The organism is Pseudomonas monteilii NBRC 103158 = DSM 14164 (assembly GCF_000730605.1).
Taxonomy (GTDB): domain Bacteria; phylum Pseudomonadota; class Gammaproteobacteria; order Pseudomonadales; family Pseudomonadaceae; genus Aquipseudomonas; species Aquipseudomonas monteilii.
Genome location: NZ_BBIS01000012.1, coordinates 219,589 through 245,205, shown reverse-complemented (window position 1 = coordinate 245,205; position 25,617 = coordinate 219,589). Strand labels below are relative to the sequence as shown.

The window sequence follows — 25,617 nt, the reverse complement described above, 5'->3', positions numbered from 1 at the left end:
ATGTGTTCTTTATCAAAGGTTGGCCGTGGTCGCAGGCGGAAATACACGCTGCTCTGCGTCGGAAGAATGTAAGTCAGATGTGCCTTTGGATCTACTGATAGAAATACCAGTTTTTTTGCGTGTGGGGCATTGGTGTTTCGGGCTTAACCTAGGAGTCCTGCGGCAATGTTGATGGTGAACCCCAGAATCGCCGTATTGAACACGAAACCCACCAGCGAATGCGCCAGCACCACCCGCCGCAGTTGCCTGCCGGCGACGCCTATGTCCGAAGTTTGCACGGCCACACTTATGGTGAACGAGAAGTAGTGGAAGTCCCAATAGTCCGGGTTGCGCTCGCCGTCGGCGAAACGCAAGGGTGGTTCGTGGTTTTGCCCGGTATAGAACAAACGTGCGTAATGCAGGCTGAAGATGCAACCAATCAGCAGCCAGGAACCGGCCACGGTCAGGCCGGTGTAGAGGTAGTGCAGCGCCAGGTCTAAGCCTTGCAGCCCACGGCTGGACACCAGTTGCAGTGTGACTGCGGCGAGGCTGGCGATGGCGGCGATGCACACGGTGAGCAGGACCAGGCCTGCGTTTTCGTCTTCGACGCGGGCCATCTTGCGGACCTTTTCCGGGCGGGCACCCCAGCTCAGGTGCAGCACCAGCGCCAGGTACAGCCACACGCCCAGGTTCCAGCCAGCGAGGATGTGTTGCACGGCATCACCGGCAGGGATCAGCCAGGCGCCAATCAGGCCTGCCGCTGCGGCGAAGCTCAGGCGGGGGTGGGTACGGGTCAGGCGGTGGAAAGCCATGGGGCCTCATTCACGGTGGGTGTGGTCTCTACTCTAGCTTGTTCTTTGCCGGCACCCATCGCACACCCTTGCAACTCTCAGTACACTGCACGTTCCAACACCAACATCTGTTGAACTCGAGGTTTTTGCATGACGCTCAGTCCTTTGGCAGGCAAGCCGGCTCCGGCCAGCGTGCTGGTCGATATTCCCCGACTGCTCACCGCCTATTACACCGGCCGCCCAGACGCTGCCGTGGCGGCCCAGCGTGTGGCCTTCGGCACCTCGGGGCACCGGGGCACTTCGCTTGAATTGAGTTTCAACGAATACCACGTGCTGGCCATCACCCAGGCCATCTGCCTGTACCGCCAGGAAAAGGGCATCGATGGCCCGCTGTTCATCGGCGCCGACACTCACGCCCTGTCGGCCCCGGCCACGGCCAGCGCGCTGGAAGTGCTGGCGGCCAACGGCGTGCAAGTCAGGTTGTCGAAGGACGACGAATACACGCCCACGCCGGCTGTGTCCCACGCCATCCTCTGCCACAACCGTGGCCGCCAGCAGGGCCTGGCCGACGGCATCGTCATCACCCCGTCGCACAACCCGCCGCAGAGCGGTGGCTTCAAGTACAACCCGCCCAATGGCGGCCCGGCCGACAGCGATGTGACCAAGTGGGTCGAGGCCAAGGCCAACGAACTGCTGGCGGCGAACCTGGCAGGCGTCAAGCGCATGGACCATGCCCAGGCGCTGCAGGCCCCGACCACCCAGCGCCACGATTACGTGAGCAGCTATGTGGCGGACCTGGAAAACGTCATCGACTTCGATGTCATCCGTGGCGCCAAACTGCGCCTGGGCGTCGACCCGCTGGGCGGGGCAGGGGTGCGCTACTGGTCGGCCATTGCCGAACACTACAAGCTGGACCTGGAAGTGGTGAACACCGAGGTAGACCCCACCTTCCGCTTCATGACCGTCGACTGGGACGGCCAGATCCGCATGGACCCGTCCTCGCCATACGCCATGCAGGGCCTGATCGGCCTGCGCGAGCGCTTCGATGTGGCCTTCGCCTGCGATCCGGACCACGACCGCCACGGCATCGTTACCCCGGACGGCCTGCTGCAACCGAACAACTACCTGGCCGTGGCCATCGACTATCTGTACCGCCACCGCCCGCAATGGCGTAGCGATGCTGCCGTTGGCAAAACCGTGGTGTCCAGCGGCCTGATCGACCGCGTTACCCAGCGTCTGGGCCGTGAGCTGTACGAAGTGCCGGTGGGCTTCAAGTTCTTTGCCCAAGGGTTGTTCGACGGCTCGCTGGGCTTTGGCGGCGAAGAGAGTGCCGGTGCGTCGTTCCTGCGCCGCGATGGCTCGGTGTGGGCGACCGACAAAGACGGGCTGATCCCGGCCTTGCTGGCTGCCGAGATGACCGCCCGTACCGGCCGTAACCCGAGCCAGGCCTACGCGGACCTGACCGAAGCCTTGGGCAAACCGTACGCTACCCGGGTCGAAGCCAAGGCCGATGCGCGGCAGAAAGCGCTGCTGAGCAAGCTGGCGCCGGAGCAGGTCAAGTCGACCGAACTGGCCGGTGAGCCTATCGTGCAGATCCTCAGCCACGCGCCGGGCAATGGCCAGGCGATTGGCGGGCTGAAGGTGATGACCGCCAACGGATGGTTCGCCGCACGGCCGTCGGGCACCGAGGACATCTACAAGATCTACGCCGAAAGCTTCATCGACGAGGCGCACCTGCAGCGCCTGGTGCAGGAAGCGCAGGTGCTGGTGGATGCAGCGATTGCCTGACCGGTAACAAACCGCTTGGCCCTGCGCCGCAACGTAAATTAGAATGAATCCTATTTACGCCGCCGCAGGGCCATCCTCATGATCGACGCCGCGCCGCCAACGGAACCTAGCCTGCCTGCCCTGTACCGGGAGCACCGCAGCTGGCTCGAAACCTGGCTACGCCGGCGCCTGGGCAATGCCTGGGATGCCGCCGATCTCAGCCAGGATACTTTTCTGCGGGTACTGACCAGTGCCCAACCATTGGCAGACATACGCGAGCCAAGGGCCTACCTGCTGACAGTCGGCAAGCGCCTGCTGAGCAACTTCCACCAGCGACGGAGCCTGGAACAGGCTTATCTCGATGCTTTGGCCACCTTGCCCGAGCAGCATGTGCCCTCGCCAGAAAAACGCTGGATATTGCTGGAAACCCTTCAAGCACTCGACGAATTGCTCGATGGCCTGAAGGCACCAGTGCGCAAGGCCTTTCTCTGGAGCCAGCTCGAAGGTGTGGGTTACGCCGAAATCGGCAAGCGCCTGGGCGTTTGCGAGCGCTCGGTGAAACGCTACATGGCACAGGCTTACGAACATTGCCTGCTGGCCGAATTGCAATGACCCCCCATTCCCCCGAAATCCGCGAAGCTGTGCGTGCTGCCGCCCGCTGGCTGGCGCTGCTGGATTCTGGCGACGCCAGTGAGGGCGACTTGCTGCGCCTGGCGCAATGGCGGGCCAGCAGCCGCCTGCATGAAGACGCCTGGCAAAAGGCATCATTGTTGCGTCAGCGCTTTACCGCTTTACCCGGCGCCTTGGCCATGGCCACCCTGGACCGCCCGGACGCCGGCCGCCGCGCACTGCTCAAGCAAGCCTTGGCTATCGCCGCGCTGTTGCCGACAGCCTGGCTGGTCAGCCGTGAGCTGCCTCTGGATGCCTGGACTGCCGACATGCACACCTCGGTAGGCGAACGTCGGCAGGTGCTGTTGAGCGATGGCACATTCGTGCAGTTGAACACCGACAGTGCGATGGATATCGACATGAATGCACGCCGCCTGACGTTGCTTCGCGGTGAAGTGGCAGTGAAGGTGCCCGCCAACCTGAACCTGACGTTGCAGGTGCCCTATGGCCAGGTGGTGCTCGGCGGTGGTGAAGTTTGCCTGCGGCTGGTCGATGAGGCCTGCCGGGTATTGGTGGCCGATGGCGTAGCCAGCCTGCAGCCACTGCGCGGCCCGGCACACGTACTGCACGCCGGGCAGCAGGCCAGCTTGCAGGTGGCAGGTGTCGGTCCGGTGACAGGTCTGGATGAATGGCGGCTGGGCTGGCGTGAGGGCGTACTGCGGCTGGATGACCGCCCCTTGGGCGACTTGTTGCACGAGCTGCGCAGGTACCGCCCCGGCGTGCTGCGTTGGGCGCCGGAACTGGAGCGCCTGCGGGTAACTGGCACTTTCCGTCTTGATGATACCGACCGGATTCTTGCCCTGCTCGCCGCCAGCCTGCCGTTGCAGGTACAAACACGCACGCGCTACTGGGTCAGCCTTGCTGCACGAGAAAATCGTGCTTGAGGCTGTCCCCTTTTTTTCACTCGCCGGTCATTACCGGTAGAAGAAAATAAAGGGGAGCCATTTTCAATGTCAGCAGTAATGTCTTGCCGCCTGCGCCCACTGGTGCGCGCAGTGCGCCCGTTGTTCGCCATGAGCTTGTTGTTGTCCGTACCCGCCTGGGCTGATGAGCCGGCGCGCCGTGCCTATCAGGTGCCGGCCGCCAGCCTGGGCGCCGTGCTCAGCCGGTTTGCCGACCAGGCCGGCGTCAGCCTTTCGCTGGACCCGGCACTGGTCCAGGGCCGGCAGAGCAATGGCCTGTCTGGTAGCTACAGTGTCGAAGAAGGTTTCATGCAGCTGCTGCGCGGCAGCGGCTTGCAGTTGCTGCCGGTGGGTGAGGGGGCCTTCACCCTGATGCCGGCACCCGAGGCCGGTGGCGCTTTGGAAATCGCCCCGACCAGCATCGTTGGCGGGCTGGTCGCAAGCAACGAAACGCAGCCCTATGCTGGCGGCCAAGTGGCTCGGCGGGGCGCGCAAGGCCTGCTGGGGTCGCGTGATTTCATGGAAACCCCATTCAGCATCACCAGCTACACCAGCGAACTGGTGAAGAACCAGCAGGCGCGAACCTTGGGCGAACTGATCGCCACCGACCCTTCAGTCCGGGCCACCAATCCGGCAGGCGGGCGTTTCGAGCAGTTCACCATTCGCGGCTTCAGCCTGTTCAACAGCGATGTGGCCTACAACGGCCTGTACGGTATCTTGCCGACTTACTCGATCGACATGGAAATGGCCGACCGGGTCGATATCATCAAAGGCCCCAGCCAGTTGATTAATGGCATTTCGCCGCGTGGTAGCGTGGGCGGCGGTATCAACGTGCAGCCCAAGCGGGCCACAGACAAGCCGATCACCGAGTTTACCGGCAGCTATGCGTCGGCGGGCCAGGCAGGTGGCGCGGTGGATGTTGGCCGGCGTTTTGGCGAAGGCCAGCAGTTCGGCGTGCGTTTGAATGCTGTGAAGCAGGCCGGCGATACCGAATGGGACCACCAGCGTGTCGAGCGTGAAATGGCGGTACTGGGCCTGGATTTTCGCGGCGAGCGCCTGCGCCTGTCGGCAGACCTCGGCCACACCGAGCGTGACACCGATGCACCGCAGGAGCGTGTGCTGATCGGCGCCAACGCCAAGGTGCCGGATGCCAATGATGTTCGCCACAACTATGCCCAGGCCTGGAGCAAGGCGCGCACCAACGACACCTTTGGTGCGTTGCATGCCGAATACGACGTCAGTGAGTCGCTGCTGGCCTATGGCGCGGTCGGTGCGCGTGAAAGCAACCATGATTTCCTGCGGCACAACGTGTCCATCACCAACGATGCCGGCGACTTCACCGTGCAGCCGCGGGACTTCACCCGCGATGAGTCGGTGCGTACCGCCATGGCAGGCCTTCGCAACTGGTTTCACACCGGGCCGGTCAGCCACGAGTTGAACCTGGCCGCCACCTACTTCTACATGGACTTCACCAACGGCGGCGCCCGCTATGCTTCGGCGCCCAGCAACCTCTACAACCCGGTAGCGACCCCGACCCCGGGCACACCCACCCGCATCGATCCCCAGGTCTACACAGAAAACCGCTTCTCCGGTGTGGCCCTGGCCGACACCCTCGGGTTTTTCGACGACCGCCTGCTGCTGACCTTGGGCGCGCGCTGGCAGCGGGTGCAGGTGGATGACTGGAGCGACGGCGTCAAAGGCGAGACCGCCTACGACGAAGAAAAGGTCTCGCCCTCGGGCGGCGTGCTGCTCAAGGTCACTGACCAGCTGTCGTTGTACGCCAACTACATGGAAGGCCTGAGCCAGGGCAAGATCGCGCCGTCGACGTCGATCAACGAAGACCAGATTTTCCCGCCGTTCACCAGCCGCCAGGTTGAGGTAGGGGCCAAGTACGACCTGGGCCAGGTAGCGTTCACGGCCAGCGCATTCCGCATTCGCCAGCCGGCCTACGAGACCAACGCCACCTCGCGGGTGTTCGGGCCTAATGGCAAGCGTGACAACCGTGGTATCGAGTTGAGCGTATTCGGCGAACCCGTGCAAGGCGTGCGGGTGCTGGGTGGGGTCATGTACATCGACAGCGAGCTGACCGACACCGTGGGTGGCGCCTACGATGGCAATCGCGCGCCGGCCACGCCCGAGTACAACGTCAACCTCGGCGCCGAATGGGACGTGCCGGGTGTGAACGGGCTTACCCTGACGGCGCGGGGCATTCATTCCAGCTCGCAGTACCTGGACCAGAACAACAGCAAGCAGATCGATGGCTGGGAGCGTTACGATCTGGGCACGCGCTATGCCTTCAAGGTAGATGCTACCGAGGTTACCTTGCGGGCCAGTGTCGAGAATGTGCTGGATGATCGTTACTGGAGCTCGGCGGGGGCTTCGGATGACAGTGAGCCGGGCTTGACCCTTTCCACGCCGCGTACTTACTTGTTGTCGGCAACCATAGGCTTCTAACCCGTGCGCTCCTGCACGGGATTGCGCCGGGCTGTTGAATCATGCTGGCGCAATCGCCCGGCCCAGTTTCTGCGCCTGCCCCTTCAACACCCGCATCAAATGCATCGCCGCATGCGACGGCGGCTCGAACCGCGAATAGACAAAGCTGATATCAAAGTGAATTTCATCGGCCAGCGGCACCGCCGCCAACCCACTGTCCTGCGCCACGAATTCGTCGATCACACTGATGCCCATGCCTTGCTTCACCAGGGCCACTGCTTCGTTGGCGTTGGTGAACGACAACAGTGATTTCAATTGCAGCCCGCGCCGCTCGATGTGCCCGGCCAGCAGTTTGCCAAACGGCATGTCGGGCCTGAACAGCAACAGCGCATGGCCTTCCAGCTGCTGCAAGGTCAGCGAGCCATGCCCGGCCAAGGCGTGGTCGGGTGGCATCACCACCACCATGCGCCCGCGCATGAAGGCCTGCGAATGCAGGTGATCGTGCACCACGGGCAGGGCGGCAATCGACAGGTCGACCTTTTTCGACAGGATCTGGTTGGGCATTTCGCCCATCAGCGAGGTTTGCCACTCGATGTCCAGCGAAGGCGCCTCGCGCTTGAGCTGCGCCAGGGCAATCGGGATGACCACCGTCGACAGCGAGGCGCTGCAAGAGATACGCAGCTTGCGGTGGCCGCCGGCACCCAATGACAGCGCACATTCATTCACCTCCAGCGCCGCCTGGTACACCCGCTCGACTTCACGGAACAGCACCTGCGCCTCGGCGGTGGGCACCAGGCGGTTGTTGATGCGCTCGAACAAGCGATAGGCCAGGCGCCCCTCGATGTACTGGATCAGCTTGCTCACGGCCGGCTGTGACACGTACAGCAGCTTGGCCGCCGCGCTGATCGAGCCGGTCAGCATCACCGCACGGAACACTTCCATGTGCCGCAGTTTGAACACCATGGGGCTTGCGTCTGCGCCTTCGTTGCCAAGCAGCATGTGTATTACCTTCGGTTATGGTTTTCGCCATCTGGGTATGAGCGTCAAACCCGCCCACGCAGTATCTTGAACACAGCCAAATCGCCTTTGCGGCGCACAATAACAAGATCTGCAGGCAAGCGCAGCGGTGCTTGCCGGGAGTGCTGCGTGAACATCTTTGACGAACCGAAGATCGATTGCCATAACCATTTGTTTGACCCCGCCCGTTTCCCTTACCACCCCGACGCACCCTATGCGCCCTCTGGCCAGGAGGTGGCGACCCAGGAGCAGTTCACCCGGGTGATGGACGCCTACGGTGTACAGCATGCCTTGCTCGTCGGCCCCAACAGCGGCTACCACACCGACAACCGTTGCCTGCTGCACGCCTTGGTCACCGGGCAAGGGCGGTTCAAGGGCGTGGCGGTGGTCGAGGCAAGTATCCCTCTCGATGCGCTGGCTGCGCTGCAGGCGCAAGGGGTGGTCGGTATCGCCTTCAACCCCGCGTTGTACGGGGTGGCCAGCCTCAAGGATGTTAACGGGCTGTTCGGCAAGGTCGCCGAGCTTGACCTGTTCGCCCAGGTGCAGGTGTGCGAAGACCAGTTGCTGGACCTGCATGGCCTGCTGCAAGGCTCCCGAGCGCGTCTGTTGATCGATCACTGTGGCCGCCCGGATGTCGCCGCCGGGGTGCAACAAGCTGGCTTCCAGGCCTTGCTGCGGCTGGCCGACAGTGGCCGGACCAGCGTGAAACTGTCGGGCATGCAGAAATTCGCCGCCGCCGATGCCTTGCTGGAGCAGAGCAGTGCCTACGTCCATGCCCTGCTCGAAGCCTTTGGCCCCGAGGCCTGCGTATGGGGTTCGGACTGGCCGTTCATTCGCCAGCGCTCGCGGGTGGACTACGGCCCGTTGCTGAAACTGGCCGAATGCCTGATGCCGGATGCCCGCATGCGCCGTGCAGTGATGTGGGACACACCCCGCCGTCTGTTCGGGTTCGCCTAGAACCCAGGTTTTGCCATTCCAATAACAAGAGAGCAACCGTCATGAACACTGAACAGAACGCCAGCCTCGGGGTGTTCGACACCCCGGCGCGCGCGCAGCAACGCACCCGCACCCGCTTCACGATCCTGGCGCTGATCTCCGGCGGCACCATGATCAACTACCTCGACCGTAGCGTGATGGGTATTGCGGCGCCCAGCATCAGTGCCGACCTGGGCTTGAACGCAGCGATGATGGGGGTGATCTTTTCCGCCTTTTCGTGGACTTACGCCGCCGCGCAGATCCCGGGTGGCATCCTCATCGACCGGTTGGGCACCAAACTCACCTACTGGCTGGCGCTGACGCTGTGGTCGCTGTTCACCGGCCTGCAAGGGCTGGCGCAGGGCTTTCTGTCTTTGCTGGGCATGCGCTTTCTGGTGGGAGTAACCGAAGCACCGTGCTTCCCTACCAACAGCCGGGTAGTGGCCACTTGGTTCCCGCAGAGCGAGCGGGCCAGGGCAACGGGTATCTACACCTTTGCCGAATACACCGGCCTGGCGTTCCTGACGCCGTTGCTATTCTGGGTGCTGCATGCCTATGGCTGGCGCTTTCTGCTGATGGCCGTGGGCCTGATGGGCATCCTCTATGGCCTGGTGTGGTGGCGCAAATACCATGAGCCGCACCAGTCCACCACGGCCAACCAGGCCGAGCTGGACTACATCGCCGCGGGTGGCGGGGTAGTCGATGGCGGGCAGAAAGCCACAGTGTTCCGCTGGTCGCAGATTCCGGCGCTGCTCAAGCACCGCAACATGCTGGGCATCTGCCTGGGGCAGTTCGCCTGCAACTCCACCAACGTGTTTTTCCTCACCTGGTTCCCCACTTACCTGGTGACCGAGCGGCACATGCCCTGGCTCAAGGTCGGCTGGGTAGCGGTGCTGCCGTTCATTGCCGCCTCGCTGGGCACGCTGGTCGGCGGCTGGCTGTCCGACGCCTTGCTGCGCCGTGGCTATTCGCTGAATGTGGCGCGCAAGCTGCCGGTGATCGCCGGGCTGCTCACCGCGTCGGTGATCGTGTTGGCCAACTACGTCGAGTCGGATGCACTGGTGATCACCATTCTGTGCATCGCCTACTTCGCCCAAGGGATGTCTGCGCTGGCCTGGATGATCGTTTCCGATATCGCCCCGAAAGGCCTGCTGGGCCTCAGTGGTGGCTTGTTCAACTTGTTCGCCAACGCGGCGGGCATCGTTACGCCCCTGACCATCGGCATCATCGTTTCGCTCACCGGCTCGTTCGTCTGGGCTTTGGCGTTCGTGTCGTCGATCACCGTGCTGGGGGCGCTGTGCTACCTGTTCATGGTCAGCGACCTGCGTCGCTTGCCGGATATTCCAACTGTCGAAAATGGAGCAAAACAATGAGCCAGTACCTGCAAGGCCAGACCGCAATCGTCACCGGCGGCATGCGTGGCATCGGCCTGGCGATCGCCCAGCGCTTGCATGCAGCGGGCGCCCAGGTGGTGATCTGGGACCTCGCTGTCGATGGCTGGAACAGCCTTGAAAAGGGCTTTGAGCCGGTGCTGCGCCAGGCGGTGGATGTGTCATCGCTGGCCTCGGTAGAGGCAGCGTTCGCCGAGACGCTGGCACGCTTGGGGCAGGTGCAGATTCTGGTCAACAATGCCGGCATCAACGGCCCGGTGGTGGCGTCATGGGAGTACCCGCCAGAGGCCTGGGACAAAGTCATCGCCATCGACCTGAACGGCGTGTTCTATTGCTGCCGCACCGCCATCGCGCACATGCGTGAAAACCGCTACGGACGCATCGTCAACATTGCCTCCATGGCCGGGAAGGATGGCGTGCAGTACATCTCGGCCTATTCGGCAGCCAAGGCCGGGGTCATCGCCTTCACCAAGGCGGCGGCCAAGGAGCTGGCGCAGGACGGCGTACTGCTCAACTGTGTGGCACCGGCCATGGTCGAGACACCACTGATGGCCGAAATGACAGCGGAGCACATTGCCGCGAGCAAGGCCAAAATCCCCATGGGGCGCTTCCTCAAGGCCGAGGAGATTGCCAACATGGTCAGCTGGATCGCCGGCCCCGAATGCAGCTTTACCACCGGCTTCGTGTTCGACCTCAGTGGTGGGAGGGCGACCTATTGAATGGCCTGGGCGTGGCGCACCTGACGGCGCTGGAGCTGGCGCCAGTGAGTTTGGTGCGCGAGGCGCGGCGCGCTGGCTTCAGTGCCGTGGGCCTGCGCCTGCACCCGGTGATGCCGGGGGCGCAGGCTTATCCGGTTGCGGCCGGTAGCCAGGCCATGCGCGAACTGCGGGCAGTGATGGCAGGGGAAGGCGTGCGTGTGACGGACATCGAGTTCGTCTCGCTGACGGCGCAAACCCGGGTTGCCGATTACCAGGCGCTGTTGGCCTCCGGTGCCGAACTGGGGGCGACGAGCCTGACGGTGTCGGGGGACGACCGGGATGTTGCACGCCTGACCGGCAACTTTGCAGCGCTGTGCCAACTGGCGCGTGACCACGGGCTGCGGGTGGACCTGGAGTTCATGCGCTGGCGGCCGGTGGCGACCTTGCAACAGGCGTGCGCGGTGGTGATGGGGGCGGGGCAGGACAACGGAGGCGTGCTGGTCGATGCCTTGCACCTGTTCCGCTCGGGTGGCCAGGTGGCTGACATCATGCGGGTCAACCCACACCTGCTGCGGGCCGTGCAATTGTGCGATGCACCGCTGCTGGGGCCTGCGGACGATCTGATCATTCAGGAAGCGCGTGAGGGCCGCCTGTTGCCGGGGGAGGGGCAACTGCCGCTGGCGCAGTTGCTTGCGGCGTTGCCCGGCGACCTGTGTATCAGCGTGGAGGTGCCGTCCGCCGGCTTGCCCGCAACACAGCGGCTGCAAGCGGCGGCACAGGTAACCCACGCCTGGTTGCATGACAGGCGTGGGTTACCTGCCGTGCAGGTTGCCGGTCACGCCTGATCCGGCACCACGGCGATCACATCGATTTCCATCAGCCACTCGGCCTGGGCCAACCCGGCCACCACCAGCCCGGTGGAAATCGGGAACACCCCCTTGAGCCACTTGCCCACTTCCTTGTACACCGGCTCGCGGAAGCGCGGGTCGGTGATGTAAGTGGTGGTCTTGACGATATGCGACAGGTCCGAGCCGGCTTCTTCAAGCAGTTGCTTGACGTTTTTCATCGCCTGCTCGGTCTGCGCCCGAGGGTCGCCCAGGCCCACCAGCTTGCCTTCGAAGTCGGTACCGACCTGGCCGCGCACATAAATGGTGTTACCGGCCCGCACGGCCTGGCACAGGTCGTTGTCCAGGGTCTGGTTGGGGTAGGTTTCCTTGGTGTTGAACATGCGGATGCGGGTATGAGTAGGCATCAGTGGGCTCCGAGGGTGCTGACGTTGCTGATGGTGTTGTCTTGCTGCTCATCCGCGTCGCGCTGTTCGCGGTCGCGGTAGGCCAGGTAGGTGCGTTGCGTGGCGATGTGGCCGGCGACGTGCTTGGCGTCGTGCCACACGCCCCAGATGAACGACGAGCCACGGCGCGACAGCCACGGCAGGCCCAGGAAGTACACGCCGGGCTCACGGGCTACGCCGCGCTGGTGCTGGGGTTTGCCGTTGGCGTCGAAGGTGTCTACCTGCAGCCAGCTGAAATCCACACCGTAACCGGTGGCCCAGATGATGCTGCTGACACCGGCCTTGGCCAGGTCCAGCTGCTGCAGCGGGTTGACCATGCATTCCGGGTCGGCCAGGCGCTGGCGGGCTTCGGGCTCTTGCGGCAGGTCCAGGCCGTTGCGTTCGATGTAGGCATCGGCGGCATCCAGCAGGGCCAGGTAGTTTTCGTCGCCACGGTTGATGTTCTCGACCAGGTTGTCCTGGAAGCGTGCCACGCCGTTTTCGAACGACTGGGTCAGGCCGACCAGGGTCATGCCTTGATGGGCGAGGGCGCGGAAGTCTACGGTGTGGCCGCCACGGGCGCCGCTGACGGCAATGGTCACGTGCTCGCGGCCGGGCTTGGCGATTTCTGCGTCCCACTCACCCAGCACGCCCAGCCACCAGCAGAAGTCGCGGTTTCGGTAGGCACGCGGTGGGCGGTCGTGGGCACCGACCGACAGGTACACCTGACGGCCCGCACGCATCAGCTCTTCGGCGATTTGCACGCCAGAGGAGCCGGCCCCTACCACCAGCACTGCGCCTTCTGGCAGTTGCTGAGGGTTGTAGTAGGCGGCGGAATGGATCTGGTGCAGGTTGCTGTCCTTTGGCGCAATGGCGGGGATCACCGGCTTCTGGAACGGGCCGGTTGCAGCAACCACACGGTTGGCGCGAATCACGCCTTCATTGGTTTCGATGGTAAAGCCAGGGCGGTCGCTGTTGCGCACCACGCGCTTTACTTCAATACCGGTGCGCACAGGCAGGTTGTACTTGCGTACGTACTGCTCGAAGTAGTCAGCCACCTGGTCCTTGCCGGCGAAGGCGTCAGCGTCGAGGTTGAATTCAAGGCCCGGGAAGCGGTCGTGCCAGACCGGGCCGTTGGCGACCAGCGAGTCCCAGCGGCCAGTGCGCCACGCTTCGGCGATGCGGTTACGCTCCAGCACCAGGTGCGGCACGCCAAGCTTGTTCAGGTGTTCGCTCATGGCCACGCCGGCCTGGCCGGCGCCGACGACGAGGGTGTCGATTTCGAGGTTGTTCAGTGTCATGTCCGAGCCCTTGTTCAGGCGGTTTTTGTCAGGTCGGTTTGGAGGACCGCCGTTGCCTGGGGCCAGACTAGGGATGCGATGCAAATGGCGAAAATAGTATTTAGCTGGTGCTTGCCGATAAAACGGCGAAGGCCCCGAGTTCTGTGGCCTCGCACAGGAGAAACTGGCCCGAAACAAACGTAGGAGCGAGCGCAGCTCGCGATGCGCCGCGCGGGCGGCGCTCGATCTCTGCCTCAGCCAAGTTTTTTCCTGCCTAACCCCTCGGAAAAAGTTGGTTTCGCCTACCGGAAGGTTCCACCCAGAATGCCCTGCATCGCACAGGACAACAGGAGCATCACCATGACCTTCTCCATCATTGGCCGCTGCCAGGAAACCGGCCAGGTCGGCATCGCCATCAGTTCTTCGAGCATTGCCGTGGGTGCCCGTTGCCCTTGGGTGCGTGCCGGTGTTGGCGCCGTTTCCACCCAGAACATCACCTTGCCGGCACTGGGCCCGCAGATTCTCGATGCCCTTGAACAGGGCCAGTTGCCACCCGCCGCCGCGCTGGACCGGGTGCTCAGCGCCAATGGCTGGAGCGAGTACCGCCAGGTCACCGTGATCGACAGCCAAGGGCAGGTGGCGCTGTTTACCGGGCGAGAGGCATTGGGCACGTACAACGCCGTTGCCGGTGAACAGTGCGCGGCGGCGGGTAACCTGCTGTCCTCGACCCAGGTGATCGAAGCAATGGTCGTGGCGTTCGAGCAGGCTGGCGGCCACCTGGCAGACCGCTTGCTGGCAGCCATGCACGCGGCGATGGCTGCGGGTGGAGAAGCTGGGCCGGTGCACTCGGCGGCGTTGAAAATTGCCGGCGAGTTGACCTGGCCATTGGTGGACCTGCGCGTGGACTGGGCTGATACCGACCCGATCGGCGTGCTCGACGGCCTTTGGCAGGCCTATCGCCCACAGATGCAGGATTACGTCACCCGTGCCCTTAACCCGACCGCTGCACCCAGCTATGGGGTGCCGGGCGATGAGTGAATTTGCCAGCCGCGCGCTACTGGCCCGGCTGATCGGCTTTGCTACGGTCAGCCGGGACTCCAACCTTGAGTTGATCGGCTTCATCCGCGATTACCTGGCCGAGCTGGGGGTGGAGTGCGAGCTGTTTCACAACCCGGAGGGCACCAAGGCCAACCTGTTCGCCACCATCGGCCCCCAAAACGTTGGCGGCGTGGTGTTGTCGGGGCACACCGATGTGGTACCGGTGGATGGGCAGGCCTGGACCGTCGAGCCGTTTGCCCTGAGCGAACGTGACGGGCGCCTGTATGGCCGTGGCACGGCCGACATGAAAGGCTTCATCGCTTCGGTGCTGGCCGCCGTGCCCGCGTTCCTCGCCCAGCCTCTGCGCATGCCGGTGCACCTGGCATTCTCCTATGACGAGGAAGTGGGCTGCCTGGGGGTACGCTCGATGCTGGCCGCGTTGGCGCAGCGCCCGCACACCCCACGGCTGTGCCTGATTGGCGAACCCACCGAGCTCAAGCCGGTACTGGGGCACAAGGGCAAGTTGGCGATGCGCTGCCAAGTCCATGGCGCGGCCTGCCACTCGGCCTATGCGCCCTATGGCGTGAATGCCATCGAGTATGCGGCGAAGCTGATTGGCAAACTGGCTGACATCGGTGACGCCCTGGCCTTGCCGCAGCATCGCGACGAGCGCTTCGACCCGCCTTTCTCGACGGTGCAGACCGGGGTGATCAAAGGGGGCAGGGCACTGAACATCGTGCCGGCGGAGTGCGAGTTCGACTTCGAAGTGCGGGCCTTGCCGGGGTTCGAGGCGCAGGCAGTGGCCGACCAGTTGCAGTCTTATGCAGAAGCCGAGTTGCTGCCACGTATGCGCAAGGTCAATGCGGCCAGTGATATTCGCCTGGCGCCGCTGAGCGCCTATCCGGGGCTGGCGACACCTGCCGACAGTGAGGCGGCGCAGCTGGTGGCGTTGCTCAGTGGTACCGATGAATTCGGTACGGTGGCGTTTGGTACCGAAGGCGGGTTGTTCAACCAGGCAGGTATCCCGACCGTGGTGTGCGGGCCTGGCAGCATGGACCAGGGGCACAAGCCGGATGAGTTTGTCAGTGTCGAGCAGTTGCAGGGCTGTGATGCCATGCTGCTGAGGTTGGTGGATTACCTCAGGCAGCATTGACCGAAAATGGGCCGCAACGCGGCCCTTTTCAAGTTAGAAACTGGCCTTGACCTGCAGGCCAACCACCAACGCGTTGTCGATGTCCTTCCCGGAAAACGCCCCAGGCTCGATGATGTATTGCACATCCGGGCGCAGGTTCAGCCAAGGTGTGGCCTGGTAGCCGTAGCTCAGTTCGATCAGTTGCTCGGCGCTGTCGATGTCGGGGAACTGCTGGCCGGCATTGAAGGCGGCATCCTCCAGCACATCGCGGCTGCGCGGGTTGGGCACGGCACGGCCATAACCCAGCGCCAGGGTGTCTTTCGGGCGGCCTTCGAACGGCTTGTACAGCACCACGCCGGCGCCATACCACTTGGTGAACGGCGAGGCAGCCTTGCTCGACGCCGAGTACTGGCCGAAGGCATGCAGGCTGCGCCCTGGCGAGCCTTGGTCGTTCCACACCGCCTGGTCAACCAGCAGGTAATGGCCGCCACGGCCGGACACTTCATCATCGCTGCCGATGCGTTTCACGTCGGAGCTGTCGTAGTAGTAGCCCAGCTTGTACTCGCCCGGCAGTTCACCCTGCAGCTTGTACACCAGCTCCACCGGCACCACGGTGCCCGTGGTGTGCTTGGGGCCAAGGTGCCAGGCACGGCTGGAGTTGCCATTGCTCTCGGGGTCGACGTTGAACGCTGCCACGCGCAGTTGCCAGGCAGGCGAGAGGTCATACTTCACCCGCACGCCCAGGTGGGCATTGGGGTAGTTGGTCCAGCCACTGCCACCCGACATGTTCAGCGGGTGGCCGCAGAAGCCGGCGTTCATGAAGTTGCACAGGATACCGCTGTCCAGGCCGCCCAGGTCGTTACCCATGGCCATGTAGCCCAGTTTGACGTTGAGTGCCGGGGTGAACAGGGTGCGCTCGTAACTCAGCTCGGTCAGGCGGGTATACAGGCCACCGAAGTTTTCCTGGATTGGCAGGCGGTTGCCGACCAGGTCTTCCGAGGCGCTGTTGCCGCGACGGTCGTTGATGGTCAGCTGGACCTTGCCACCGTTGTCCAGGCCATACAATTTGGACAGGTCAAACTGCACACCCAGCTTCAGGTTCTGCGAGTAACGCGCCGAGCGGTGCAGGCCACCGTGAGCGTTGTAGGCGGTTTCGCCGCTGTAGTCGCCGGTGAACTTGACGCCGTCGTCTTCCAGCTGATGGCGCAGGCCACCCCAGTCACCGGTCAGGGTGCTGCGGGTCATGAGGTCGCCGTCGGCCAGGGCGGTGGTGCTGGCCAGGGCCAGCAGCAGGGTGGGGGTGATGCGGATTGCGGATGGCATTGCTAAATCTCGGTTGTTATTCAGGGCCTCATCGCCGGCAAGCCAGCTCCCACAGGTCCCCACCCTATTTGCAGGTGGCGCGATCCTGTGGGAGCTGGCTTGCCGGCGATGCAGGCGACGCGGTCTTACGGCAGTGCGTAAGAAATCACGTAGTCGCCACGGTCAGTCGACTGGCGCGCACCGCCAGCAGTGATCACCACGTACTGCTTGCCGGTCTTCGGCGAGACGTAGGTCATCGGGCCGCCCTGGCTGCCCACTGGCAGGCGGGCCTTCCAGATTTCGTTACCGTTGCTGCTGTCGTAGGCGCGCAGGTAGAAGTCCTGGGTGCCGGCGATGAACACCAGGCCGCCTTGGGTCGACAGGGTGCCGCCCAGGGTTGGCAGGCCGATCTTGATCGGCAGGTGCATGCGGATGCCGAGCGGGCCGGTGTCTTCAACAGTGCCCACCGGAACCTGCCAGGCCACCTGACGGGTCTTCATGTCGATAGCGGTCAGGGTGCCGAACGGCGGGGCCTGGCACGGAATGCCGGCGACCGACAGGAAGCGGTTCTTGTTCACCGCATACGGGGTGCCCTTGAGCGGTACAGCGCCCATGCCAGTGTTCAGTGCTTCGCCACCGGACGCCGCGCCGCCCTTGTTCTGCGATGGGATCATCTGGATCCACAGGCCCAGGCGCATGTCGTTGACGAAGATGAAGCCATGCACCGGGTCGGTGGAGATGCTGCCCCAGTTCATGCCACCCAGCGAACCCGGGAAACTCAGCGACAGGTCGGTGCCTGGCGCGGTGTACAGGCCGTCGTAGCGCATTTTTTTGAAGTCGATGCGGCACAGCAGCTGGTCATACGGGGTGGCGCCCCACATGTCCGACTCGGTCAGGGTTTGTGCGCCGATCTGCGGCATACCCACCGATTTTGGCTGGGTCGGGGAGTACGGCTCGTTCGGAATGTTGCTTGGCTTGACCGGTACTTCGTCGACCTGGGTCAGCGGCTTGCCGGTGGCGCGGTCGAGCACGTAGATCTGCCCGGCCTTGGTGCCGATCACCACCGCAGGTACCGACTGGCCGTCGTCCTTGGTGAAGTCGATCAAGCTCGGCTGCATGGGCAGGTCGAAGTCCCACAGGTCGTTGTGAACGGTCTGGAATACCCACTTCTGGTTGCCGGTGGTGGCGTCCAGGGCCAGCACCGAAGCGCCGTAGGTGTGGTCCAGTTTGCTGCGTTCAACGCCATAGATGTCGGTGGACGACGAGCCCATCGGCAGGAACACGGTGTTCATCGCCGGGTCGTAGGACATCGGTGCCCAACTGTTCGGGGTGCTGCGCACGTAGGTGCTGTCGCCCTGGGGTGCCTGGCGATCTTCCGGGTTGCCCGGGTCGAAGGCCCAGCGCATTTCACCCGTGATTACGTCGAAACCACGGATCACGCCGCCTGGCATGTCCGTCTGGACGTTGTCGGCTACACGGCCGCCGACCACCACGGTAGTGCCGGCCATCAGCGGTGCCGAGGACAGCTGGTAGTAAGAGTCCGGTACGTTGCCCAGGCCCGCTTTCAGGTCCACCTGGCCGTTGTTGCCGAAGCCTTGGCAGAACTCGCCGTTGTCGGCGTCGACAGCAATCAGTCGGCCGTCGATGGTGTTGGTCAGCAGGCGACGCTGGCAGTTGGCACCGGCCGGCACGCTTGCCACCGTGATCGGCGAGCTGTTCGGCTGGGTCGGCTGGGCGATGGCGACCGTAGCATCGAAGTACGCCATGCCACGGCAACGCTGCCAGACCTTGGACTGAGCGTTGATTGCGTTCTTCCACAGCTCTTTGCCGGTGTCGGCATCCAGGGCGATCAGGTTGTTGTGCGGGGTGCAGATGAACACCTTGTTGCCGATCTGCAGCGGGGTCAGCTGGTCTTCGGCACCGTTGCCGTCACTGATGGCCACGTCACCGGTGTGGTAGGTCCAGGCCACTTTCAGCTTGTTGACGTTGTCGCGGTTGATCTGGTCCAGCGCGGCGAAGCGGCTGCCACCTTCGGTGTTGCCGTAGTGGGCCCAGTCTTTCTGCTGCTTGCCATCTTCGACCGGGGTCATGCCCGGGCCGTTGCCAGTGGGGGCAACGCTTGGGTGGGCAACGAACATGTTGCCGGCGGCGATCACCAGCACCACGGCCATCACCCCGGCAACGCCGTAGGCACCACGGCCGGCGCTGGCGCCGTTGGCACGCGCCAGCAGCGGGTAGACCAACGCCACGACCATGCCGATTGCGCCGAACATGAACAGGCGCGAGAACAGCGGCCAGAACACCAGGCCGGCGTCGATCAGCGCCCAGGCGGCGGTACCCACCAGGAATGCCGCGTACAGCCAGGCACCGGCCTGCTTGCGCCGGGCAATCAGCACACCGGCGATGGCCATGGCCAGGCCGCCGATCAGGAAGTACCAGGAACCGCCCAGGCCGGCCAGCTTGACGCCGCCAGCAGCAAGGAGGAGGCCGAGCAGGGCGATGATTACGCCCAGGCCAACCAAGAGGATATTTGTAGCGCCAGAGGCGCGCGGTGTTTCGTTCATGCCAGGGATCTCAGCAGGTGGAATGCGCGCAGTCTAAGCCCTTAGCTTGCTAATTAACAAGTTGGTACATAATTTTGTGAGGCTGATTGTCGCAGGGCTGAACTTGCGAAGATGTGGCTAAAAGTCTAGAACATGTGCTTAAAAATGCATTAAACGATATGTTCAGGTTGGCTAATAATTTTGCATTCATACGTTGGTCGAGTTGGCGTTTGGCCGTAGTCACACCGGCCAAGGCGCGCCGCTGCTGTAAAAAACGGCGAGCCAGACAGTCGCCATTCCGGGTGTAGTCCACTCCACGCGGTGGCGGTAGTGCGGCGGGATGTCCAGGCAATCGCCCGGCTTCAGCAGGCGGGTGTGCTGCTCATGTTCGAAACGCAGGCCGGCAGCACCACTGAGCAGCACGAGCCACTCGCCTTCGGCCTGGTCGTACCAGAACCCGGGCGGGCTGGCCTGGCCGCTGGAGACGATACGCTCCACGCGCAGGCCTGGGCGGCTGAGCAGTTCATCGATACATTCGGCGCTGGTAGGGTCGCACGGTGGCAGGGCAGTCAGCAGGTTGCTGGGTGTCATGGGAAGCCTCGCTTGAATGGGAGTGGTTCCACTATGGACGCAATCGCCGCGTAGCGCGCTTCTTGACCCGCCCTGCGGTTTGTAAGAACTTTCTGAGTTTTGGAAGACGTGCAGCAGATGGACAAACTCCTGGCGATGAAAATGTTCGTAGCTACCGTCGATGCTCAGGGCTTTTCTGCGGCTGCACGCAGACTTGGGTTGGCGACGTCGTCGGTAACCCGCCTGGTTGATGCCCTGGAAACGGCCGTGGGTGCTTCGTTGCTCAATCGCTCGACGCGCCAGGTCAGCCTGACCGAGGCCGGAGCCCGGTACTATGAGCGGGCTCGCAGCATTTTCGAGGCGCTGGACGAGGCCGATGCCAGTGTTGCCGACCGTGGCGAGGGGCCTGTCGGTGTCTTGAGGCTGTGCCTGCCGGTGGAGTTCGGCAGGCGGGTCATCGCCCCGCACCTGGGGCCGTTTCTGGCGCGGCACCCGGCGTTGGAGCTGGATATCGACCTCAGCGACCGGCTGGATGACCTGCTGGACGGCCGTTATGACCTGTCGATTCGCCTGGGCGACCCCTCGCCCAATGACGAACTGGTGTGTCGCCAACTTGGCCGCTTCGAGCGGTGGCTGGTGGCCAGCCCGGCATACCTGGCCGGGCGTGACCCGCTGCATCACCCCCGGCAACTGTTGGAGCACGCCTGCCTGCGCTTCCGTTATGGGCAAAAGGCACGGCCCTGGCGCTTGGCGCGCGGGCAGGACAGCCTGGAGCTGAACGTAACTGGGCCTTTGCGCAGCGCCAATGCCGACATGTTGCGTGAAACCGCGCTGGCGGGCAGCGGCATCGCACTGCTGGCCGATTGGCTGGTACACGAGGATGTGCAGGCCGGGCGTTTGCAGCGGGTGTTGCCCGACTGGCAGGTCAGCCCAGGCATGGCCAACAACAGCATCAATGCCCTGTACCTGCCCAACCACCGTGGCTCGCGGCGGGTGAATGCGTTCATCGACTTTTGCGCAGCGTTGATGGAGCGGTAGGCGCGGCATTGCGCGGTGTGCAAAGCCGCGTTGCGCCAGCAGCGGATTCTCTGCACTGAGACGTCTGGGTAAGGTAGCCGGCATACTCCACTCCTTGCCGAGGAACCTCGCATGAATCCCTCCCTTGCCGCCGCGCAGCCCGCAGCCACCGGCCTGAGCCGGGCCCTGGTCGTGCTGGTGGCGTTCTGCTGTGGCGCAATCGTTGCCAACATCTATTACGCCCAGCCCATTGTCGGCTTGATCGCACCGGACCTTGGGCTGTCCACCGAACATGCCAGCCTGATCGTGTCTCTCACCCAGTTGGGTTACGCCCTGGGCCTGCTGTTGCTGGTGCCGCTGGCCGACCTCTTGGAAAACCGCCGGTTGATGGTCGGCACCGCTGTGCTGGCTTGCGTCAGCCTGCTGTTGGCGGGCACCAGCAGCAGCGGCCAGGGCCAGCTGTTCCTGGGCTATGCGCTGTTGATCGGGTTCAGCTCAGTGGCGGTGCAGATGCTCATTCCACTGGCAGCGCACTTGGCGCCAGAGGCGCAGCGTGGCCGGGTAGTGGGCAACATCATGGGCGGCCTGTTGCTGGGTATCCTGCTGGCGCGGCCGTTGTCCAGCCTGGTGGCCGACCACTTCGGCTGGCGCGCCGTGTTCATTGGCGCCGCCGGGGTGATGCTGGCGATCATCCTGCTGCTGGCGCTGACCCTGCCGCAGCGTCGGCCTGCGCACAAGGCCAGCTATGCCGGGCTGATGCTATCGCTGCTTACCCTGCTGCGCCGTTATCCGCTGCTGCGCCAACGCTCGTTGTACCAGGCACTGATGTTTGCAGCGTTCAGCCTGTACTGGACAGCCGTGCCGATGGCGTTGGCGGGTGAGCATGGCCTGTCGCAGAGCCAGATTGCCGTGTTTGCCCTGGTGGGGGCGGTGGGGGCCGTTGCCGCGCCCTTGGCTGGCCGCCTGGCCGATGCCGGGCACGCTCGGGCCGGCTCGCTGCTGGCCCTGCTGCTGGCTCCGGCGGCCTTGTTGCTGGGGCTGACGGCGCCGGGTTACAGCGTGATTGGCCTGGGGCTTACCGGTGTGCTGCTGGATTTTGCGGTGCAGATGAACATGGTCATTGGCCAGCGCGAAGTGTATGCCCTGGACCCGGCCAGCCGGGGGCGATTGAACGCGGTGTACATGACCAGCATCTTCCTGGGCGGGGCACTGGGTTCGGCGGTAGCCAGTGCGCTGTTCAGCCAGCTCGGCTGGCAGGGGGTGGCACTGGTGGGCGCAGGCTTGCCCTGCCTCGCATTGCTGGTGTTCCTGTTCAAGGCCCGGGGCAACTGACAAGGGGCGTCATCGGCCAAGCGGCAGCGCCACACCGATCAGGGCAAACAGGCTGCCGCAGCAACGGTTGAAACCCTTCCCCCCCTTGGCCAGCCAAGGCCGAATACGAAATGCCAACCGCGCCAGCAGGTACTCGACCAGGAACTCGACGCTGGCGAAGGTCGTTGCCATCACCACGAACTGCAGCATCAAGCCGCGTTGCGGGTCGATGAACTGCGGCAGAAAGGCCCCATAGAACAGCAGCACCTTGGGGTTGGCCATGGCCGACAACAGGCCTTGGCGGAACAGGCCGGCATTGCCAAGCCGAGCGCTGCGCTCGTTCAGTTCCAGGTGCAGCCCCGGGCTGCGCCACAGCTGGATACCCAACCAGACCAGATAAGCACCCCCCACCCATTTCAACACGCTCAGCACCGAGGCCGAGGTTTGCAGCAAGGCACTGAGGCCGAACATCGCCAGGGCGATGAGGGCGCTGAAGCCGAACACCCCGCCAACGATCGTGAACAACGTTCGCCGGGCGCCGTACAGGGCACCATGGGTCAGGGCCAGCAAGCTGTTGGGGCCTGGGGTCAGTGACAGGCCAATGCTGGCCAGCAGGTAGATCAGCCAGGTGTCGAGTGCCATTTGCGCAAGTGCCTTGTTGGTGTGGAGGGGGCCAGTTTATGGCGCGAACTGCACCCATGAAGGGTAGTATCTGGACATTGAACAGTCGTTTCTGGACGCAACACCATGCTGCCTGATATCCGTTTGCTGATCCTGCCGTTACCGGATTTTGCCCTGTTGCCGTTCGGCGCCTTTCTCGACAAGTTGCGCTTCAGCGCCGATGACGAAGACTACAGTCAGCAGCGCTACTGCAGCTGGACCGTGGCAGGGCTCAGCCTCGACCCGGTGCCATCGAGCAGTGGCGCGGTGGTGCAGGTCGAGGCCGATGCCGGCCAGGTCGATCTGACCCGTTTCGACTATCTGGTCGTGTTCGGCGGGCGCAATGCCATGGCCACTGCCGCGTTGGCGCCGCGCTACCAGGCCTTGCTCAAGCGGGCCGGCAAAGCCGGGGTCAAGCTGGTAGGGGTCGACAACGGCGCCTTCCTGCTGGCTGCCTGCGGGCTGTTGCAAGGGCACAAGGTGGTGGTGCACTGGCGCCACGAAGCCGAGTTTCGTGCAGCATTCCCGCAGTTGCAGGTGCTGCGTGAGCAGCTGTATTGCATCGACGGCAGCCGTATCACCTGCGCAGGTGGTACGGCGGCTATCGACCTGGCGGTGGCATTGTTGTCACAGGCCTGCGGGCGAACCCGGGCGCTCAAAGGGCTGGCCGACATGCTGGTGGACGAAACCCGCGACAGCCGCCATGCGCTACGCTCGCTTGAGCTGGCCGCCGGGCAGGGGCGGCAGGTGCAGCGGGCACAGGCGTTGATGCGCCATCACCTGGCTACGCCGCTGGCATTGGAGCAATTGGCGGCTGAACTGGGCATCAGCCGGCGCCAGCTCGACCGGCAATTTCAGGCCAGCCATGGCATGAGCGCCAAGGCCTGGTGGCTGGAGATGCGCTTGCAGCAGGCGCGCTGGCGCTTGCTCAATTCCAGCCACAGCCTGGCGCAGATTGCCGATGAAGTAGGGCTGGGCGATGCCAGTTACCTGGGGAAATGCGTACGACGGCGGTTTGGGTGTACTGCCCTTGAGTTACGCGCAGGTAACCTCCAGGGCTGAAGCCTGGCGCAGATTTCAGTGGGAGCGGGCAAGTCGTTGCAAAGTTACTGCGGCGTCCCGAACAACCCCGTCCAGTAGATCCCTGCGTCACTCTTTGGGTCCACCGCATAAGCCGCACCCATTTCACGGAAGTCCGGGTTCATCAGCGTGGCGCAATGACCAGGGCTCTCCAGCCAGCCTTCGACTACCTTTTGCGCGGTATCACGCCCGGCCGCAATGTTCTCTCCAATCTGCTGGTACAGGTAACCCGCCAGTTCCGCCCGGTCACCCGGGGTACGGCCTTCCTTGTCGATGTGGTCGAAGAAGTTCTGGTTGGCCATGGCACGCGTGTGGTTGGCGGCTACGCCGGCCAGTGCGGTGCTCCAGCTCAGGGCGGGGGCGGCGGCGAAGGGTTGGCCACCGCATTGGCGCGGCACTTTGCGCGCGGCGTTGATTTCCTGCAGCACCTTCTGCCCTTCGACCTGCCAGTCACCCAGGCGGCCGCTGAGCAGTGGGCGGGCCAGCACGATGCGCCAGTCGCGGCCTTCCTGGCTGACGCCGATATCGACGAACTGCGGGTCGAGCACCACCTGGCAAAAGCTTTCTTCGATGGCGTGCATGGCAGCGCGCGCATCGCGTGGCCCCGACAGGCTGATGGCCTGAACGTTGACCATGGGGTAGGCGGCGCGAGTCATGGCCTGCTGCAGGTCACGGGTGCCTTCTGGCGACAGCGCCAGGCGGGTGTCGCTGTTGAGCGGCGGCAGCTCCAGCGACGCCTCGCCACCGCAGGGCTGGGCCTGGCTGCGGTAGACATTGATCGAATCGATCAGTTGCGCCTCTTCGCCGGTGACAGCCAGTGCCCCGGTCGAGACGACCAGGCCCAGTGACAAGGCGGCAACGGATGACAGGACGCGCATGTGGATCTCCCTATGACTGGCAGCGTCGTGGTATGCGCTGCTCATCCTACACAAGCCCGGGGCTTTTGGCCCCTGGCGGGTGCAAAGCAATGAAACCGCCGGCAATCGTTGCGGGCGGCAAAAGAGGGAGTAGACCACTGGTCGGCACAAAAGTGCGATTACTTGGTAATCATTCGTAACATCGGCCAGAAACAATACTCAAACGCCAACTGTTCCCAACCTTCCAGGTAGCGCAGGGTGACCCACGGCTGGTCAAGTTTTCAGGTAGCATCGGTTTCTGATTGGTCGGTACCGCATCAACGGGCCAACGCCTGATTCGGCTTATAGAACAGGAAATGCGTGGTCTGCGCCGTCTTGCGGTAGGTTTTGGCCCAGTCAGGGTGCACGGTGCGGTCGTGGAAGTACAGGGCGCCGCCGGTGGGGTCTTTCAACTGTTGGTTGAGCGCCTTGCGCGCGATTTCCTTGGCCACATCGTAGCGTTGCGCTTCCTCGACCTGGTCCGGGCGCCCGTCGCACCACCAGGAAAACTGGCACGCCTTGGTTTCCACGCCCTGTTTGACCACGCCGCAGATGGTATCGGGGAAGCCATCGTGGCCCAGGCGGTTGAGCACCACACTGGCCACAGCCGACATGTCTTCGGCGTCGGCGCCCTTGGCTTCCCAGTAGATGGTGCGGGCCAGGCAGGTGATGCTGTCGTCCAGCGGTGCCTGGCCGGCGGGATCGACCGCCTGGGCTTCACCTGGGGTCAGTTTTTCTGCTTTCTTGGGAGGAGGGGCGTCTTCCACCACCTTTTCTTCAAGCACTTCGGCTTTGTCTTCAGCCACTGCGGCCTTGGCAGTGTCGGCTGCTTGCAAGGGGCCTGCGAGCAGGGCCGAGGTCAAGCCGATCAGGATCCAGGCAAGGCGCATGGGCAA

At 63.8% G+C, this 25,617-nt stretch carries 23 protein-coding genes; 13 read left to right on the top strand and 10 right to left on the bottom strand.

Annotated features, from left to right (window positions below):
• Nucleotides 1-143: 143 nt before the first annotated feature.
• On the bottom strand, nt 144-791 hold the full coding sequence (locus PM2_RS08130) for a DUF1345 domain-containing protein (protein WP_028698828.1): 648 nt from the start codon (nt 789-791) through the stop codon (nt 144-146).
• A 129-nt stretch (nt 792-920) separates the two neighbouring features.
• On the opposite strand from PM2_RS08130, the gene pgm reads away from it, so the two are divergent.
• From pgm to PM2_RS08110, 4 genes are all read left to right on the top strand, one after another.
• Nucleotides 921-2,558 carry a phosphoglucomutase (alpha-D-glucose-1,6-bisphosphate-dependent) gene (gene pgm, locus PM2_RS08125; protein WP_016713855.1) on the top strand — a complete coding sequence of 546 codons (1,638 nt, stop codon included), beginning with the start codon at nt 921-923 and terminating at the stop codon, nt 2,556-2,558.
• A gap of 78 nt (nt 2,559-2,636) precedes the next feature.
• Nucleotides 2,637-3,149, top strand: coding sequence for a sigma-70 family RNA polymerase sigma factor (locus PM2_RS08120; RefSeq protein WP_016713856.1), 513 nt, complete (start codon nt 2,637-2,639; stop codon nt 3,147-3,149).
• Nucleotides 3,146-4,090, top strand: a complete 945-nt coding sequence (locus PM2_RS08115) for a FecR domain-containing protein (RefSeq protein ID WP_016713857.1) — start codon at nt 3,146-3,148, stop codon at nt 4,088-4,090. The genes PM2_RS08120 and PM2_RS08115 overlap by 4 nt, the downstream gene beginning before the upstream one ends.
• Nucleotides 4,091-4,156: 66 nt before the next feature.
• Complete coding sequence (locus PM2_RS08110; protein ID WP_028698829.1) at nt 4,157-6,562, top strand: TonB-dependent receptor; 2,406 nt, start codon at nt 4,157-4,159, stop codon at nt 6,560-6,562.
• Between the two features lie 39 nt (nt 6,563-6,601).
• On the opposite strand, the gene PM2_RS08105 is transcribed toward PM2_RS08110, so the two are convergent.
• Nucleotides 6,602-7,540 (bottom strand): LysR family transcriptional regulator, encoded by a 939-nt coding sequence (locus PM2_RS08105; RefSeq protein ID WP_028698830.1) that lies wholly within the window; start codon nt 7,538-7,540, stop codon nt 6,602-6,604.
• Between the two features lie 147 nt (nt 7,541-7,687).
• Between PM2_RS08105 and PM2_RS08100 the strand changes: the two genes are divergently transcribed.
• From PM2_RS08100 to PM2_RS08085, 4 genes are read left to right on the top strand one after another with little or no spacing between them, the layout of a single operon-like run.
• On the top strand, nt 7,688-8,515 hold the full coding sequence (locus tag PM2_RS08100; protein WP_028698831.1) for an amidohydrolase family protein: 828 nt from the start codon (nt 7,688-7,690) through the stop codon (nt 8,513-8,515).
• 41 nt (nt 8,516-8,556) lie between these two features.
• Nucleotides 8,557-9,906 (top strand): MFS transporter, encoded by a 1,350-nt coding sequence (locus PM2_RS08095; protein ID WP_019098369.1) that lies wholly within the window; start codon nt 8,557-8,559, stop codon nt 9,904-9,906.
• Complete coding sequence (locus PM2_RS08090) at nt 9,903-10,643, top strand: SDR family oxidoreductase (RefSeq protein ID WP_016713862.1); 741 nt, start codon at nt 9,903-9,905, stop codon at nt 10,641-10,643. The genes PM2_RS08095 and PM2_RS08090 overlap by 4 nt, the downstream gene beginning before the upstream one ends.
• On the top strand, nt 10,640-11,467 hold the full coding sequence (locus PM2_RS08085) for a sugar phosphate isomerase/epimerase family protein (protein ID WP_028698832.1): 828 nt from the start codon (nt 10,640-10,642) through the stop codon (nt 11,465-11,467). Before PM2_RS08090 ends, PM2_RS08085 begins: the two co-directional genes overlap by 4 nt.
• Here the strand turns inward: PM2_RS08085 and PM2_RS08080 are convergent.
• Together PM2_RS08080 and PM2_RS08075 are read right to left on the bottom strand one after the other, a co-directional pair.
• Nucleotides 11,458-11,874 carry a RidA family protein gene (locus tag PM2_RS08080; protein WP_016713864.1) on the bottom strand — a complete coding sequence of 139 codons (417 nt, stop codon included), beginning with the start codon at nt 11,872-11,874 and terminating at the stop codon, nt 11,458-11,460. The two genes, PM2_RS08085 and PM2_RS08080, sit on opposite strands and share 10 nt — an antisense overlap.
• Nucleotides 11,874-13,193, bottom strand: coding sequence for a flavin-containing monooxygenase (locus tag PM2_RS08075; RefSeq protein ID WP_016713865.1), 1,320 nt, complete (start codon nt 13,191-13,193; stop codon nt 11,874-11,876). Before PM2_RS08075 ends, PM2_RS08080 begins: the two co-directional genes overlap by 1 nt.
• Before the next feature lie 339 nt (nt 13,194-13,532).
• On the opposite strand from PM2_RS08075, the gene PM2_RS08070 reads away from it, so the two are divergent.
• The gene (locus PM2_RS08070) at nt 13,533-14,210 is read left to right on the top strand and encodes a DUF1028 domain-containing protein (RefSeq protein ID WP_016713866.1); all 678 of its coding nucleotides are present in this window, start codon (nt 13,533-13,535) and stop codon (nt 14,208-14,210) included.
• On the top strand, nt 14,203-15,363 hold the full coding sequence (gene argE / locus PM2_RS08065) for an acetylornithine deacetylase (RefSeq protein ID WP_016713867.1): 1,161 nt from the start codon (nt 14,203-14,205) through the stop codon (nt 15,361-15,363). Before PM2_RS08070 ends, argE begins: the two co-directional genes overlap by 8 nt.
• A gap of 33 nt (nt 15,364-15,396) precedes the next feature.
• On the opposite strand, the gene PM2_RS08060 is transcribed toward argE, so the two are convergent.
• The 3 genes from PM2_RS08060 to PM2_RS08050 form a co-directional block, all read right to left on the bottom strand.
• Nucleotides 15,397-16,665 carry a carbohydrate porin gene (locus PM2_RS08060; protein ID WP_016713868.1) on the bottom strand — a complete coding sequence of 423 codons (1,269 nt, stop codon included), beginning with the start codon at nt 16,663-16,665 and terminating at the stop codon, nt 15,397-15,399.
• Nucleotides 16,666-16,790: 125 nt separating this feature from the next.
• A complete protein-coding gene (locus tag PM2_RS08055; protein WP_028698833.1) occupies nt 16,791-19,208 on the bottom strand; it encodes a glucose/quinate/shikimate family membrane-bound PQQ-dependent dehydrogenase in 2,418 nt (805 codons plus the stop codon).
• A 219-nt stretch (nt 19,209-19,427) separates the two neighbouring features.
• Entirely contained in the window at nt 19,428-19,778 is a 351-nt protein-coding gene (locus PM2_RS08050) for a cupin domain-containing protein (protein ID WP_028698834.1), read from the bottom strand.
• 117 nt (nt 19,779-19,895) lie between these two features.
• On the opposite strand from PM2_RS08050, the gene PM2_RS08045 reads away from it, so the two are divergent.
• Both PM2_RS08045 and PM2_RS08040 read left to right on the top strand, forming a co-directional pair.
• The gene (locus tag PM2_RS08045; protein WP_028698835.1) at nt 19,896-20,795 is read left to right on the top strand and encodes a LysR family transcriptional regulator; all 900 of its coding nucleotides are present in this window, start codon (nt 19,896-19,898) and stop codon (nt 20,793-20,795) included.
• 111 nt (nt 20,796-20,906) lie between these two features.
• Nucleotides 20,907-22,106, top strand: a complete 1,200-nt coding sequence (locus tag PM2_RS08040; protein ID WP_028698836.1) for an MFS transporter — start codon at nt 20,907-20,909, stop codon at nt 22,104-22,106.
• A 9-nt stretch (nt 22,107-22,115) separates the two neighbouring features.
• Here the strand turns inward: PM2_RS08040 and PM2_RS08035 are convergent, their stop codons facing one another.
• The gene (locus tag PM2_RS08035; RefSeq protein ID WP_016713873.1) at nt 22,116-22,727 is read right to left on the bottom strand and encodes a LysE family translocator; all 612 of its coding nucleotides are present in this window, start codon (nt 22,725-22,727) and stop codon (nt 22,116-22,118) included.
• A 105-nt stretch (nt 22,728-22,832) separates the two neighbouring features.
• Between PM2_RS08035 and PM2_RS08030 the strand changes: the two genes are divergently transcribed.
• Nucleotides 22,833-23,807, top strand: a complete 975-nt coding sequence (locus PM2_RS08030) for a GlxA family transcriptional regulator (protein ID WP_020371274.1) — start codon at nt 22,833-22,835, stop codon at nt 23,805-23,807.
• Nucleotides 23,808-23,851: 44 nt separating this feature from the next.
• Here PM2_RS08030 and PM2_RS08025 read toward each other — a convergent pair whose 3' ends face one another.
• A complete protein-coding gene (locus PM2_RS08025) occupies nt 23,852-24,703 on the bottom strand; it encodes a CAP domain-containing protein (RefSeq protein ID WP_016713874.1) in 852 nt (283 codons plus the stop codon).
• A gap of 296 nt (nt 24,704-24,999) precedes the next feature.
• Complete coding sequence (locus PM2_RS08020; RefSeq protein ID WP_016713875.1) at nt 25,000-25,611, bottom strand: cell wall hydrolase; 612 nt, start codon at nt 25,609-25,611, stop codon at nt 25,000-25,002.
• Nucleotides 25,612-25,617: the final 6 nt, after the last annotated feature.

Excerpts from the sequence above, each read along its gene's own strand:
- PM2_RS08130 (WP_028698828.1), bottom strand. The coding sequence starts at position 791 with ATGGCTTTCCACCGCCTGACCCGTACCCACCCCCGCCTGAGCTTCGCC.
- pgm (WP_016713855.1), top strand. The coding sequence starts at position 921 with ATGACGCTCAGTCCTTTGGCAGGCAAGCCGGCTCCGGCCAGCGTGCTG.
- PM2_RS08120 (WP_016713856.1), top strand. The coding sequence starts at position 2,637 with ATGATCGACGCCGCGCCGCCAACGGAACCTAGCCTGCCTGCCCTGTAC.
- PM2_RS08115 (WP_016713857.1), top strand. The coding sequence starts at position 3,146 with ATGACCCCCCATTCCCCCGAAATCCGCGAAGCTGTGCGTGCTGCCGCC.
- PM2_RS08110 (WP_028698829.1), top strand. The coding sequence starts at position 4,157 with ATGTCAGCAGTAATGTCTTGCCGCCTGCGCCCACTGGTGCGCGCAGTG.
- PM2_RS08105 (WP_028698830.1), bottom strand. The coding sequence starts at position 7,540 with ATGCTGCTTGGCAACGAAGGCGCAGACGCAAGCCCCATGGTGTTCAAA.
- PM2_RS08095 (WP_019098369.1), top strand. The coding sequence starts at position 8,557 with ATGAACACTGAACAGAACGCCAGCCTCGGGGTGTTCGACACCCCGGCG.
- PM2_RS08090 (WP_016713862.1), top strand. The coding sequence starts at position 9,903 with ATGAGCCAGTACCTGCAAGGCCAGACCGCAATCGTCACCGGCGGCATG.
- PM2_RS08080 (WP_016713864.1), bottom strand. The coding sequence starts at position 11,874 with ATGCCTACTCATACCCGCATCCGCATGTTCAACACCAAGGAAACCTAC.
- PM2_RS08075 (WP_016713865.1), bottom strand. The coding sequence starts at position 13,193 with ATGACACTGAACAACCTCGAAATCGACACCCTCGTCGTCGGCGCCGGC.
- PM2_RS08070 (WP_016713866.1), top strand. The coding sequence starts at position 13,533 with ATGACCTTCTCCATCATTGGCCGCTGCCAGGAAACCGGCCAGGTCGGC.
- argE (WP_016713867.1), top strand. The coding sequence starts at position 14,203 with ATGAGTGAATTTGCCAGCCGCGCGCTACTGGCCCGGCTGATCGGCTTT.
- PM2_RS08060 (WP_016713868.1), bottom strand. The coding sequence starts at position 16,665 with ATGCCATCCGCAATCCGCATCACCCCCACCCTGCTGCTGGCCCTGGCC.
- PM2_RS08055 (WP_028698833.1), bottom strand. The coding sequence starts at position 19,208 with ATGAACGAAACACCGCGCGCCTCTGGCGCTACAAATATCCTCTTGGTT.
- PM2_RS08050 (WP_028698834.1), bottom strand. The coding sequence starts at position 19,778 with ATGACACCCAGCAACCTGCTGACTGCCCTGCCACCGTGCGACCCTACC.
- PM2_RS08045 (WP_028698835.1), top strand. The coding sequence starts at position 19,896 with ATGGACAAACTCCTGGCGATGAAAATGTTCGTAGCTACCGTCGATGCT.
- PM2_RS08040 (WP_028698836.1), top strand. The coding sequence starts at position 20,907 with ATGAATCCCTCCCTTGCCGCCGCGCAGCCCGCAGCCACCGGCCTGAGC.
- PM2_RS08035 (WP_016713873.1), bottom strand. The coding sequence starts at position 22,727 with ATGGCACTCGACACCTGGCTGATCTACCTGCTGGCCAGCATTGGCCTG.
- PM2_RS08030 (WP_020371274.1), top strand. The coding sequence starts at position 22,833 with ATGCTGCCTGATATCCGTTTGCTGATCCTGCCGTTACCGGATTTTGCC.
- PM2_RS08025 (WP_016713874.1), bottom strand. The coding sequence starts at position 24,703 with ATGCGCGTCCTGTCATCCGTTGCCGCCTTGTCACTGGGCCTGGTCGTC.
- PM2_RS08020 (WP_016713875.1), bottom strand. The coding sequence starts at position 25,611 with ATGCGCCTTGCCTGGATCCTGATCGGCTTGACCTCGGCCCTGCTCGCA.